Source organism: Candidatus Filomicrobium marinum, assembly GCF_000981545.1.
GTDB lineage: Bacteria > Pseudomonadota > Alphaproteobacteria > Rhizobiales > Hyphomicrobiaceae > Filomicrobium > Filomicrobium insigne.
Genome location: NZ_LN829119.1, coordinates 2845832 through 2858545 on the forward strand (window position 1 = coordinate 2845832; position 12714 = coordinate 2858545).

The window sequence follows — 12714 nt, forward strand, 5'->3', positions numbered from 1 at the left end:
CAAGTGCATTTGACGTAATGAGTGATCACTCTGAGTTCTTTGCTCCAGTTTTGCAGCTCGAAGAATGCGCCTCGACGAACGCCGAGGCTATGCGCCTCACCCTCGCTGGTGAGGCGGGCCCCTTTTGGGTTGCCTCCGAAAAACAAACTGGCGGACGAGGTCGGCAGGGACGTACGTGGACATCGCCGCCCGGAAATCTCAGTGCGAGCCTCCTCATCAGGCTGGCCTGCGAGCCGATAACCGCCACTCAGCTCTCCCTTGTCGCCGGCCTCGCATTGCGGGAAGCCGTCGCAGAACAACCGGGCTTTGAGCGTGTAGCAGGCAACCTCAGGCTTAAGTGGCCGAATGACTTGCTGCTTGGAACGGCAAAATGTGCCGGGATATTGGTCGAGACCAGCGTGATCGAGGCGCGCCAGCTCGCTTGTGTGATTGGCTTCGGCGTTAACATTAAAGCCAGCCCCGAGGGGCTCGACCGGGCCGTGACATGCCTTTATGACCACGGGATGGTGACTGACAGCTCGGCCCTGCTTGCGAGCTTGGACGCCACGATGGGGCGGCGCATGGGGGATTGGAAATTAGGGCTTGGTTTTCCAGTCATTTGTGCGGAATGGCAGCGCTTCGCGGGGACACCTGGCGAGGCGATCTCCGTGAATGCCTCTGGAACCCGCTTTTCAGGCCGTTACGCCGGGTTGGATCTCGACGGGGCACTTTTGCTGAAGGAAGACGGCGGGACGATTCGCCGGATTGCATTTGGCGAGATTGTGGACGCTCTTGCCTAAACCCTCCGACTACCGGGAATTTCTCGGCCGACGAAATTGCCCATCCGACGAACTGAAAACAAAAAGAAGGCATTGATGGCGCGCAAACCCGCCAATGGCGAAGACGAACTCGTATTCTTAGCCCTCGGCGGGCTGGGCGAAATCGGTATGAACGCCTACCTGTACGGGGTCGGCGCAAAGAAGTCGCGCAAATGGCTGATGGTCGATCTGGGGATTACGTTTCCCGGAGAGGGCGAGCCGGGCGTTGATGTGGTGCTGCCGGATCTGCGTTTCATCGAAGCGCAGCGAGATGCGCTCGCTGGGATCGTTATCACGCACGCGCACGAAGACCACATTGGTGCCGTCATAGAGCTATGGCCGAGCCTTCAGGTCCCGATTTATGCAACGCCGTTCACAGTCGGAATGTTGCGCGCAAAGTTGGCGCAGTTCGGCGGACAAATGGCCATCGAGATTAACGAGATCCCGGTCGGCGGGCGCTTTCAGGCTGGCCCCTTTGACGTTGAGTTGGTCTCCATGGCCCACTCTATTCCGGAAACCTCCGGCCTGATTTTGCGCACATCCGTCGGCACGGCTTTGCACACGAGCGATTGGAAGATCGATCCCGAGCCTATGACGGGCGAACCAACCGATGCCGCGAAGCTCCAGGCTCTCGGAGCCGAGGGCGTCCACGCGATGATCTGCGATTCAACCAACGCCTTGCGGGAAGGGATCTCTCCTTCCGAAAGCAAGGTTGCGCGGTCGTTGACCGAAATCATCAAAAAGGCCACGCATCGCGTCGCTGTTACGACCTTCGCCTCGAATGTCGGTCGCGTCAAAGCCGTCGCCGAGGCAGCCACAGCATCCGGCCGACAACTCGTCGTCGCGGGCCGCGCCCTGCATCGCGTGATAGAGGTCGCGAAAGAAACCGGCTATCTGCCTGAGAAGCTGCAGTATCTGGATCAGCAGCAATTCAAATACATCGACCGCTCCGACGTCGTGTTGCTCCTGACCGGAAGCCAGGGAGAGTCCCGCGCGGCGATGGCGCGCGTAGCAGACAACGAACATCCAGATATACAACTCTCCAAGGGCGACCTAGTGATCTTCTCGTCCCGGAACATTCCCGGAAACGAAAAGGCAGTGGGCCGCATACAAAACAAGCTCGCGCAAATAGGTTGCGACGTGCTCACAGATAATGAAGCGCTCGTGCACGTTACGGGCCACCCACGCCGCGATGAACTCAAGCAGCTTTACAGCTGGATCAAACCGGAGGTGGCCGTGCCGATGCACGGAGAAGCACGCCATCTACGAGAGCACGCGCGCCTAGCAACCAACGCCGGCGTGCCGCAGGTTGTGAGCCCATTGAACGGCGATATCGTTCGGCTCGCACCGCAGCCAGCCGAGATCTTAGAGAACGTCCCAACCAGCCGACTCTATCGCGATGGCCGTTTGATCATTCCCGCTGAAGAAGGTCCCGTCCGCGAGCGCCGCAAGCTTTCTGTCGTTGGAATTGTGGTGGTATCGATCGCCTTGTCCCGTCGTGGCATCATGATTGGCGAAGCCGATCTCGCGATGGATGGTATCCCCTTCGTTACGGAGGATGGCGATGCTATGGAAGATGTTGCGCTCGATGCCGTCGATGCCACAATGGCCAGCATTCCGGTGGCAAGACGCAAGGACCACGAGATGGTCCGTGATGCGGTTCGCCGTGCGGTACGCTCCTCTATCTATGAGGAGTGGGGAAAGAAGCCGATCGTAAAAGTATTGCTACATGTGATCGACCAGCAGTCGGCGCCCCGCTCGAAATAACAAGCAACTTCAGAATTCAGGAGACTTCAAGAATGATCGGCCGTTTGAACCATGTGGCGATCGCTGTGCGCGATCTCGACGCGGCGGTATCCGTCTATCGCAATGCGCTAGGTGCCACTGTTTCCGAACCTACGGCCGAGCCTGACCACGGCGTAACGGTCGTCTTCGTGACACTGCCGAACACCAAGATCGAATTCTTGGAGCCGCTGGGCGAGAACTCGCCGATTGCCAAATTTCTAGAGCGCAATCCTGATGGTGGCATTCATCACGTTTGCTATGAAGTCGATGACATCATCGCTGCGCGAGACCAATTGAAAGCGCAAGGTGCGCGTGTGCTCGGTGACGGAGAGCCGAAAATTGGCGCACATGGTAAGCCGGTCTTGTTTCTGCACCCGAAAGACTTCTGCGGAACGCTGACCGAATTGGAGCAAGCGTAAGTCCTCGCGACAACGCCATAGGCCTCCCGCGTCGGACGCAGAGCCCGACAAGCGGCGAGCCAACGCACCTAAGGAACATGAAAAATGAACTTCACCCTCGGGGCGGCATTATACTTCATTATTTGGTGGTTGACGCTGTTTGCGGTGCTTCCCTTTGGCGTCCGGAGCCAAGATGAAGAAGGGGAGATTGTGCCAGGTACGCCGGAAAGTGCTCCAGCAAGGCCGCGAATGCTGCGGACTTTCCTCATCAACACGTTGGTTGCCGCCATCGTGTTTGCGATCGTCTGGGTCGTCATTACGTATCGGCTCATCGATGTTGGAATGCCGACGGCACCGGGCGCACGCCCCAGTTGAACGCTACGAACTTTGTGAACCGACGAGCAATAGACAACAAAAAAGGAGCCCGGTGTAAGCCGCTGCTCCTTTCTTGGTCGGCGGCTGAACCGCCTTTCTTATTAGGACCTCCCCCTGCTACACGAACAGGGTAACTGGAGTACATTGGAGCCAAACGAGTCGGCTCTAATGGTGCTTCTTCCCCTAGACTTGGGCGCTTACCGCTCGATACATCGGCTTCGACCCTTTTTCTTGACGGCCGGAACATAGCTCAGCTGCGGCCGACTGTCACGGTGGAAAGTGCAGAATCTGCAAAGAAAATTCGAAGCCGAGAAAACGGACTTTCGTGTCGCGAAAAGCTGGGACTGAGAACAGCATATAACCCTGCAGAACGCGGCATAAATCGCGGGCAGGATTGCAAGCTACACCAATCATGGTTATGAGCGGCACAGGTCGACGGCCGTATAGATTTGACGTTTGACGCATGGGGAGCGGGATCGTCTTCGTGCTTCCGTTGCTCCGAGCTGCCGCGATCCGCGAAACATCTGCGATCCCATCTTAGGAGACGAAACGCGCGTCATGCATCTTTCCCGTTATTTCCTTCCTGTTCTGCGAGACACGCCTAAGGAAGCGGAGATCGTCTCCCACCAGCTGATGCTACGCGCGGGCATGATCAAGCAGTCCGCCGCGGGGATCTATTCTTGGCTCCCTCTGGGGCTCAAGGTGCTCAAGAAGATTGAAGCGATTGTGCGCGAAGAACAAAACCGCGCAGGCGCTGTTGAAGTACTTATGCCGACGGTGCAATCGGCCGATCTCTGGCGCGAATCCGGGCGCTATGAGGCCTATGGGAAGGAGATGTTGCGCATCACCGATCGCCATGAGCGCGACATGCTGTATGGCCCGACTGCCGAAGAAGTGATCACCGCTATTTTTCGCGACAGCGTGAAGAGCTACCGCGACCTTCCCAAGAACCTTTACAACATCCAGTGGAAGTTCCGCGACGAGATCCGCCCCCGCTTTGGGGTGATGCGTGGTCGCGAGTTCCTTATGAAGGATGCCTATTCGTTCGATCTTACCGCGGAAGACGCGCGGCGCAGCTATCAGCGCATGTTCGTCGCTTACCTTCGCACGTTTGCCCGTATGGGACTGAAGGCAGTACCTATGGCCGCGGATACCGGCCCCATAGGCGGTGATTTGAGCCACGAGTTCATCATTCTCGCCGATACGGGTGAGAGCCAGGTCTTCTGCCATCGCGACCTCATCGAAGGCGCAATTCCCCCAGCGGATACCGACTTCCTGGGAGATCTGTCTCCGATCGTTGACGCCTGGACATCGCTTTACGCGGCGACCGATGAAATGCACGATGCGAAGCGCTTCGACACAGAAGTACCCGCAGAAAGCCAAGTTACGGCGCGGGGCATCGAGATCGGACACATCTTCTTCTTCGGCACGAAATACGCAGAGCCCATGGGCGCGCGTGTGCAGGGCCCGGACGGCCAGATGGTTACGCTCCAAATGGGGTCTTATGGCATTGGGGTGTCCCGTCTCGTCGGGGCGATTATCGAAGCAAGCCACGACGACGCAGGGATCGTTTGGCCTCTGCCTGTTGCACCGTTCGAAGTCGGGCTTCTCAACCTGCGCACCGGCGACGCGGCAACGGATGCGGCATGTGCAGATCTCTACGGGAAACTGCGCAACGCCGGCATCGATGTTCTATATGACGATACCGACGAACGCGCCGGGGCGAAATTTTCCACTATGGATATCATAGGCATACCGTATCAACTGATCGTCGGGCCTAAGGGCCTCAAAACGGGCGAACTTGAGGTTAAGGTGCGTGCCGACGGCACCCGTGAGACCGTTTCGCTCGAAGCTGGCCTTGCGCGCGTCATAGATCTGGTGCAGTCCGGGCGGGTTCTCTGCTAGGACGCAGCGGACGGACGGTAGCAACCAGAGGAAAGCGGATGGCAAACGTGAAGCAGACGTCGATACCTGACACGGCTCCGTTTGCGCCCTTCGAATGGATGTTGGCTTGGCGTTATCTGCGGGCCCGCCGTAAAGAAGGCTTTATCTCCGTTATCGCGGGTTTCTCCTTTATCGGCATTATGCTCGGCGTCGCCACGCTCATCATCGTGATGGCGGTCATGAACGGCTTCCGCGAGGATCTTTTCTCAAAAATCCTCGGGTTAAACGGTCACATCGTCGTGCTGAAAACCAATGAACCGTTCACCGACTACAATGATGTGGCAGCGCGGATCGAAAGGGTGCCCGGCGTACACCATGCGCTTCCCCTGGTTGAAGGCCAGGTCATGGTCTCCTCGCCGGCGCAAGCAACCGGCGGCTTGGTCCGCGGCATAACCGAAGATGGCGTCAAAGCCCTTAAGCTCATTTCCGACAACATCCAATTCGGAACGCTTGATGGCTTTGACCAAGCCCGCGGCATCGCCATAGGCACGCGCTTAGCAAACGCGCTGGGCGTGATGCTTGGCGACTCTATAACTCTCGTATCCCCGCGTGGCGCCACCACCCCGTTCGGGACTGCGCCGCGCACCAAGGCCTACAAGATCCAGGCCGTGTTCGAGATGGGCATGTCCGAATACGACCGCACGATGATCTTCATGCCGCTCGACGAGGCGCAGAAGTACTTCTCGCGAAACGGCGCTGCCGACGTTCTCGAAGTTGTTGTCGATAATCCCGAACGGGTTGGCGAATACGCGAATGCCATACGAGCGGCGGCCGGAGAGGGAGTGCAGGTCACAGACTGGCGGCAGCGCAATGCGTCCTTCTTCACCGTGCTCGAAGTCGAACGCAATGTCATGTTCATCATCTTGTCGCTGATCATCCTTGTCGCGGCGCTCAACATCATTTCCGGCATGATGATGCTGGTCAAAGACAAGGGACGAGATATCGCAATCTTGCGAACGATGGGGGCCAGCCGAGGCGCAATGATGCGCGTGTTCCTGATCACCGGCGCTTCGATTGGTATCGTGGGAACCTTCGCAGGATTGATTCTTGGCATTGTGTTCTGCGCGAACATCGAGGAGGTCCGTCAGTTCGTGGCTTGGATCACGAACACGCAGATCTTTGATCCGAGCGTCTATTACCTGACACGTTTGCCCGCCAGCATCGATGTTCATGAGACAATCTACATCGTGCTAATGGCGTTGGCGTTGTCGATCCTCGCGACGCTGTATCCATCATGGCGAGCCTCTACGCTCGATCCCGTCGAAGCCCTTCGTTACGAGTGAGGCAACCTACCGTGACTGAGGCACCCCGCATCCACCCCGTTCTTCAACTCGCAGATCTGCGGCGCCACTATCGTCAGGGCAACCGTGAGATCCGCGTGCTCGACGGTGCGAGTATCGAAATCTACCCCGGCCAAGCCGTCGCTCTCGTCGGTCCGTCCGGCGCGGGTAAATCGACGCTGCTACATGTCGCCGGCCTGTTGGAGACACCGGATTCAGGTCACGTCCTTATTGGAGGGCGCGACTGTTCGAAGCTTTCGGATCGTGAACGGACGCGCGTGCGCCGGCATGAGATGGGGTTCGTGTACCAGTTCCACCAACTTCTGCCAGAGTTCTCCGCGGTCGAAAACGTCGTTATTCCGCAATTGATCCTGGGCACGTCACGGCGGCAAGCCAATCACCGCGCCAGTGAATTGCTAAGCAACATGGGGCTCGCGGAACGTCTGCATCATAGGCCGGCGGAATTGTCGGGTGGCGAACAGCAACGCACAGCCATCTGCCGTGCGCTCGCCAATGCGCCGCGCCTGCTTCTTGCTGATGAGCCGACTGGCAACCTCGATCCGAAAACGTCCGATCATGTATTTGAATCGCTGATTGATCTGATCCGCCGCACTGGCGTTTCCGCGCTCATCGCGACGCACAATCTACAATTGGCCGCGAGTATGGATCGTGTTGTGCGATTGGCCGACGGCCATCTCGTGGAAATGACGCCGGGTCAACTCGTCTGACCGTCAATGCGTTCGAGGGGAATGAAACCGAAACGGGCAGCGAATTTCGCTGCCCGTTTGCGTTTGGTGAGCGCTACCAACCAATGGCATTCGGTAGCCACGTGGCAATGCCCGGAAAGAAGAACAGCATGCTGAGCCCTACCAACTGAATCATGATGAAGGGCACAACGCCTCTATAGATGTCCCCAGTGGTGATTTCTGGAGGTGCGACCCCTTTCAGGAAGAAGAGTGCCCATCCGAAAGGTGGGGTCAGGAACGACGTCTGCAGGTTGACCGCAACCAGGATTGCGATCCAGGTCATGTCCACGCCGGCAGATGCGAAGATCGGGAGGAACATCGGCAGCGCGATGTAAGAAATCTCGATCCACTCAAGGAAGAAGCCGAGCACGAACAGGATCAGCATCAAGAACAGGATCTGACCTTCAAGACCACCCGGGACGAAGGCAAACATCTCCTGGACCATGTGCTCGCCCCCAAGCCCGCGGAAGGACAGGCTGAACGGCTGTGAACAAATCAGGATGAAGAACACCATGGCGCTCGTCGACAGCGTCGCACGAGAGACTTGACGTAACACATTCCAGGAAAGCCGCCCGGATGCCAACGCGAGCAAAGCGCTGCCAAACGCACCGAGCGAAGCTGCTTCCGTTGGGGCGGCGACCCCGCCGATAATCGAGCCAAGGACCGCTATGACGAGACCAATCGGCGGCAGGACGACTTTCACCAATCGTTTCGCGAGCTCACCTCTCGAGAGAGCCTGGCGTTCGTCTTGCGGAATGGCCGGGACTGTCTTGGGAGCCAGTAGTCCCAGCCCGAGAACGTAGAGCACGAAGAGGCCGGAAAGCAGCAGCCCAGGAAAGAGAGCAGCGGCAAACAAAGTGCCGACAGATTCCCCCATAATGTCGGCAAGCAGAATGAGAACGAGACTAGGAGGGATGATCTGGCCGAGCGTGCCGGATGCGCAAATGACGCCGCAGGAAACCCCGTGATCGTAGCCGCGCTTGATGAGCGGACGCAACGCGATCAGGCCGGCCGTTACAACAGTCGCACCGACGATGCCGGACGAAGCCCCCATGAGCACGCCCACGAGAATGATGGCGAGCGCCATTCCCCCCCGCAGCCCGCCCATCGCGAGCCCTATCGTCTCTAACAAGTCCTCCGCTAACCGGGATTTTTCGAGCATCACCCCCATGAAGATAAATAACGGCAGAGCGAGCAGCGTATAATTCGTAACGACGCCGTAGACCCGTGCCGGCAGGAGGTTGAAGAGGCCCGGACCGAAGCCGAGATAACCGCAAACCAATCCGGAAACAGCAAGACTGATCCCAACTGGAATCCCTGTGATGAGCAGCAGGAAGAACCCACCGACCATCAACATGGCCAAAACGTCATTTTCCATTTGGGGAAACACTCGCTTGTTGTGCGCCACTCTTCCCGGCATCGAGGAAAGCAACAAGGGCTCGGGCCGTCTGCACGATCGCTTGCAGCGCAAGCAATACAAATCCGACCGTTAGAAACGCCTTGAGAATGTAGCGGTAAGGTAGCCCACCCGGATCAGGAGATCCCTCCTGGAAGGAATAGCTCTGCGCCACATAAGCCAGAGAGAGGTAGGCGAAAACGAGAGCGATGAAAAACGTCAGAACACCTGCCAGCACATCGACGGCAGCTTTCATCCTCGGGCCGTAGTCTGCGTAGAGAATATCAACGCGGACTTCATCTCCTCTGTTGATCCCGTATGACATACCGATCAGAGCAGTAACCGCCATGATGTGCCATTCGAGTTCTTGTGAAGCCACAGTGCCGACCGCGAAGCCGTAGCGCAGGAGCACGTTGAAGGCGACCAACAGAACCAGTCCAAGGACTAGCCATGCGGTCACCCTGCCGGCCAGACCGACAAAACTGTCGATCCGGCCGACGGCGGACATGAGCGTTGTTCGCATGAGAGCAATTTCGCCCCGGAGCTATTCGAGAGAGTCGTGGTACGGCTTCTCGCTGAGGTTTGACCAGGAACGATGTTTCGCCCGGAAGGCCATGAATGCATCGTGAACTTTCTTCGTACGCGGATCCTTGGCGGCTTCTTCGTCCAAGACCTTGAAGGTAATTTCACGAAGCTTCGTCACGACATCTGGCGGGAGAACGTCCGCCTTCACACCATGGTTCTTGACGAGATCCTCAAGCGCATCGGCGTTGTTGGCTTCAGACCAGGCATAGCTTTCCAGGTTGCAAGCCATAGCCGCCGTCTTGACGATTTGCTGGAGGTCTGGTGGCAGCGACTCCCAAGCCTTGAGGCTGATAAGGAGTTCCGTAACGTTGGAAGGCTCATGCCAGCCCGTCGTGTAGTAGTACTTCGCTGCGTTCTGCAGTCCCAGTCGGCGATCCTGAAACGGTCCGACGAACTCGGCAGCATCGATAACGCCGCGCTCCAGAGCCGGGAAGATTTCGCCACCCGGCAACAGCTTCACATCGACGCCAAGCTCCTTGTAGACCTTCCCCGCAAGGCCCGGGATACGCATCTTGAGGCCCTTGAAGTCGTCGACCGACTTGATCGGATTGCGGAACCAGCCGGTCATCTGCAAGCCCGTGTTCCCCATCGGGAACGCGATAAGACCGAGCGGTTTGTACAATTCGTGCCAGAGCTCGAGACCGCCGCCGTGATAGAGCCATGCATTCACGCCTGAAAAGTTCAGGCCGAATGGGACGGTCGTAAAGTACTGAGCAGCGAACAGTTTGCCGGCCCAGAAGTAGGCGTTGGCGGCATTCATTTCGACGGTCCCGGCCTGGACTGCATCGAAACCTTCAAGAGCAGGGATCAACTCACCGGCTGCAAAGTGCTGGATTTTGAGGCGGCCACCTGACATTGTCTCGACCTTCTTACAGAAGTCGGTCGGACTGCCCGGCCCTACTGTGTAGAAAGGCGCTCCCGGTGGGTACGCGTTCGTCATCTTAAAACTGAACGAGCTCTGTGCCCTCGCGATCGCTGGTGCGGCGACGACTGCAGCGGTGCTTGCAGACGTCACACCGGCGGCCTTTAGAAAATCCCGTCGTTTCATAGCAATCCTCCTACCCGTGTTGCGGACCCAAACATGCTAGCAACTGCCATGCCAGTGAATAACCAATTGAATCCGCGCCATTTTTATATTCGGCAGAATATCTTGCTGCTCGATCGAAAGTCACAAAGCCTAGAGATTGATCAGTACGTATCCTGCCCGGTCTGGTTCAGGTCTAACTGTGCCTGATTTATGTGCAGACAACGGAAGACTAACTCGGGATATACAGAAAGAGAAGGACGAAAACATGCTTCGCACACGCACATGTCTCGGAGGGATGGTCACCGCACCGCACCATCTGGCAGCTGAGGCTGGCGCCACTATCCTGCGTGAAGGTGGCAATGCCATTGAAGCAATGATCGCTTCGGCGGCAGCCGTAGCGGTCGTCTATCCACACATGAATGGCATTGGCGGAGATGGCTTTTGGGTGATTTCCCGCCCCGGCAAAGAGCCGGTCGGCGTACGCGCATGTGGACCAGCCGCGGCGAGAGCGACGAAGGCCTTCTACGAAGAGCACGGTGATTCCGCGATACCGACGCGAGGACCGCGTGCGGCGCTGACCGTTGCCGGAGCCATCTCGGGATGGGCGGAAGCGCACAGTCTGGCGGCTGAGGCGGGAGGGCGCGTGCCGATTGCACGGTTGCTTGAAGACGCCGTCCGGCATGCGCGCGATGGCGTTCCTGTCACGGCATCACAGGTCCACCTAACGCAAGCCAAGTGGAGCGAACTGAAAGACGTGCCGGGCTTCACGGCAACGTTCGCCTCCGATGGACCGCTGAAGCTCGCGCAAGTCCTGAAGCAACCGGCACTCGCAAGCACGCTGCAACAGCTCGTGGATGCGGGGCTTGATGATTTCTATCGCGGCGATCTCGCGCGCAAGCTAGGAGCCGGATTGGAGGCGACGGGCAGCCCTCTGAGTTTAAATGATCTCGAAGCATTCCGCGCAAAGCGCGTGACACCTGCCACCGTCCGTCTCGCCGTTGGCGATGTCTACAACATGCCGCCCCCGACCCAGGGCGCGTCGGCATTGATGATCCTAGGTGTGTTTGAGCGTCTCGGCGTCAAAGAGCGCGACGGGTTCGATCACATCCATGGTCTCGTTGAGGCGACAAAGCGGGCCTTCATCCATCGCAACGCTCACTTGGGCGATCCAGATCGCATGGGCGATATCTGGAAAACTTGGCTTGAGCAGGCGACACTCGATCGCGAAGCGGCCGCGGTCGACACCGCAAGTGCAGCGCCGTGGCCTCACACGGCAAAGCCGGGCGATACGATTTGGATGGGCGCGGCCGACAGACACGGCAACGTTGTCAGCTATATCCAGAGCATCTACTGGGAATTTGGTTCTGGACTGGTCGTCCCTGACACTGGAGTCGTATGGCAGAACCGGGGAGCGAGCTTCACGCTTCACCCAGGTCCAAACGAATTGGAACCCGGCCGCTTGCCGTTCCATACGCTGAACCCCTCTCTCGCGCGGCTAAATGATGGGCGCACGGTCGCTTACGGCACGATGGGAGGCGAGGGGCAGCCGCAAACACAGGCCGCGATCTTCACCCGCCACGTTCTCTTCGGACAGGATATGCAGGCTGCCGTTTCCGCACCGAGATGGCTACTCGGCCGGACGTGGGGAGAAGACTCTACAAACTTGAAAGTCGAAAGCCGGTTCGCGCCGGAACTGATCGATGCGCTGCGGAAGGTTGGTCATGACGTCGAAGTCGTTGAGGCTTACGACGACATGATGGGGCATGCCGGCATGGTTTCGATCGGACCGGACGGCGTCATTTCAGGTGCCACGGATCCACGCGCTGACGGCGCAACGGCATCCCTTTAAAGTCGCCGACCTCAGAAAATGACCGAGGCGGCGTGGTGGAATATCACGCACGTCGCCTCGCATTTATTGCTGCGATTATTATTTTTATTCCCGTTTGCAGAGCGTTCAAGTGCCCGAAACGACTGCGTTGGCCCAATGGAAATGGGCTTCTTTCGCCGCGCCGCGAGATTTTCGCGCCCATTAGAGATGGCGTGAACATTTACATGGCAACACTGCCAATTCGGCAGTCAATTCCACACTGATTGATACCGCTTTTATCTCGCGAAAGCCCGCCAATGCTGCGTTGCAGCAGATTGGCACAGATCTTGTTCTTAAGCAGATCGCATGTGCGAACTCTACGACCGTCATTCGCACTGCACCCGCGGTTGGAGCCGCTCGGCAAGGAGCTCCGCCGCATCGGGGGCCTTAGTGGCCTTCGGGATAGAAGCGGCGCGTTCGGGCAGCAACTGACATCGGGCGCGCCGCACCAAAAATTCGCGGGGGCACGATTGAACGACTCTAACAGAGCCACGATCCTCAGCGTGACGAGAAC

General features: G+C 58.1%; 11 protein-coding genes. 8 read left to right on the top strand and 3 right to left on the bottom strand.

What is annotated here, in order from left to right; all coding sequences use genetic code 11:
• Positions 1-17: 17 nt before the first annotated feature.
• The 7 genes from YBN1229_RS13340 to YBN1229_RS13375 all read left to right on the top strand — a co-directional run bounded on the left by YBN1229_RS13340 (position 18) and on the right by YBN1229_RS13375 (position 7307).
• Complete coding sequence (locus tag YBN1229_RS13340) at positions 18-779, top strand: biotin--[acetyl-CoA-carboxylase] ligase (RefSeq protein WP_046478820.1); 762 nt, start codon at positions 18-20, stop codon at positions 777-779.
• 75 nt (positions 780-854) lie between these two features.
• Positions 855-2564, top strand: a complete 1710-nt coding sequence (locus YBN1229_RS13345) for a ribonuclease J (RefSeq protein ID WP_046478817.1) — start codon at positions 855-857, stop codon at positions 2562-2564.
• Between the two features lie 32 nt (positions 2565-2596).
• The gene (gene mce / locus YBN1229_RS13350; RefSeq protein WP_046478815.1) at positions 2597-3001 is read left to right on the top strand and encodes a methylmalonyl-CoA epimerase; all 405 of its coding nucleotides are present in this window, start codon (positions 2597-2599) and stop codon (positions 2999-3001) included.
• 84 nt (positions 3002-3085) lie between these two features.
• The gene (locus tag YBN1229_RS13355) at positions 3086-3355 is read left to right on the top strand and encodes a DUF1467 family protein (RefSeq protein WP_046478812.1); all 270 of its coding nucleotides are present in this window, start codon (positions 3086-3088) and stop codon (positions 3353-3355) included.
• A 558-nt stretch (positions 3356-3913) separates the two neighbouring features.
• Positions 3914-5260, top strand: coding sequence for a proline--tRNA ligase (gene proS, locus YBN1229_RS13365; RefSeq protein WP_046478808.1), 1347 nt, complete (start codon positions 3914-3916; stop codon positions 5258-5260).
• 38 nt (positions 5261-5298) lie between these two features.
• Positions 5299-6582, top strand: a complete 1284-nt coding sequence (locus YBN1229_RS13370) for a lipoprotein-releasing ABC transporter permease subunit (protein ID WP_046478807.1) — start codon at positions 5299-5301, stop codon at positions 6580-6582.
• Between the two features lie 11 nt (positions 6583-6593).
• Positions 6594-7307 carry an ABC transporter ATP-binding protein gene (locus tag YBN1229_RS13375; protein WP_076605337.1) on the top strand — a complete coding sequence of 238 codons (714 nt, stop codon included), beginning with the start codon at positions 6594-6596 and terminating at the stop codon, positions 7305-7307.
• Positions 7308-7380: 73 nt separating this feature from the next.
• Here YBN1229_RS13375 and YBN1229_RS13380 read toward each other — a convergent pair whose 3' ends face one another.
• The 3 genes from YBN1229_RS13380 to YBN1229_RS13390 are packed head-to-tail and all read right to left on the bottom strand — an operon-like array spanning position 7381 to position 10354.
• Positions 7381-8703: a TRAP transporter large permease gene (locus YBN1229_RS13380; protein ID WP_046478803.1), complete on the bottom strand. Its 1323-nt coding sequence runs from the start codon at positions 8701-8703 to the stop codon at positions 7381-7383.
• Complete coding sequence (locus tag YBN1229_RS13385; protein ID WP_046478800.1) at positions 8693-9244, bottom strand: TRAP transporter small permease subunit; 552 nt, start codon at positions 9242-9244, stop codon at positions 8693-8695. The genes YBN1229_RS13380 and YBN1229_RS13385 overlap by 11 nt, the downstream gene beginning before the upstream one ends.
• A gap of 21 nt (positions 9245-9265) precedes the next feature.
• Positions 9266-10354 (bottom strand): TRAP transporter substrate-binding protein, encoded by a 1089-nt coding sequence (locus YBN1229_RS13390; RefSeq protein WP_046478798.1) that lies wholly within the window; start codon positions 10352-10354, stop codon positions 9266-9268.
• Between the two features lie 244 nt (positions 10355-10598).
• On the opposite strand from YBN1229_RS13390, the gene YBN1229_RS13395 reads away from it, so the two are divergent.
• The gene (locus YBN1229_RS13395) at positions 10599-12182 is read left to right on the top strand and encodes a gamma-glutamyltransferase family protein (RefSeq protein ID WP_046478796.1); all 1584 of its coding nucleotides are present in this window, start codon (positions 10599-10601) and stop codon (positions 12180-12182) included.
• Positions 12183-12714 lie beyond the last annotated feature (532 nt).

Coding starts and splice junctions, on each gene's coding strand:
- YBN1229_RS13385 (WP_046478800.1), bottom strand. CDS start 9,244: ATGCGAACAACGCTCATGTCCGCCGTCGGCCGGATCGACAGTTTTGTC.
- YBN1229_RS13345 (WP_046478817.1), top strand. CDS start 855: ATGGCGCGCAAACCCGCCAATGGCGAAGACGAACTCGTATTCTTAGCC.
- proS (WP_046478808.1), top strand. CDS start 3,914: ATGCATCTTTCCCGTTATTTCCTTCCTGTTCTGCGAGACACGCCTAAG.
- YBN1229_RS13370 (WP_046478807.1), top strand. CDS start 5,299: ATGGCAAACGTGAAGCAGACGTCGATACCTGACACGGCTCCGTTTGCG.
- YBN1229_RS13340 (WP_046478820.1), top strand. CDS start 18: ATGAGTGATCACTCTGAGTTCTTTGCTCCAGTTTTGCAGCTCGAAGAA.
- YBN1229_RS13380 (WP_046478803.1), bottom strand. CDS start 8,703: ATGGAAAATGACGTTTTGGCCATGTTGATGGTCGGTGGGTTCTTCCTG.
- YBN1229_RS13390 (WP_046478798.1), bottom strand. CDS start 10,354: ATGAAACGACGGGATTTTCTAAAGGCCGCCGGTGTGACGTCTGCAAGC.
- mce (WP_046478815.1), top strand. CDS start 2,597: ATGATCGGCCGTTTGAACCATGTGGCGATCGCTGTGCGCGATCTCGAC.
- YBN1229_RS13395 (WP_046478796.1), top strand. CDS start 10,599: ATGCTTCGCACACGCACATGTCTCGGAGGGATGGTCACCGCACCGCAC.
- YBN1229_RS13355 (WP_046478812.1), top strand. CDS start 3,086: ATGAACTTCACCCTCGGGGCGGCATTATACTTCATTATTTGGTGGTTG.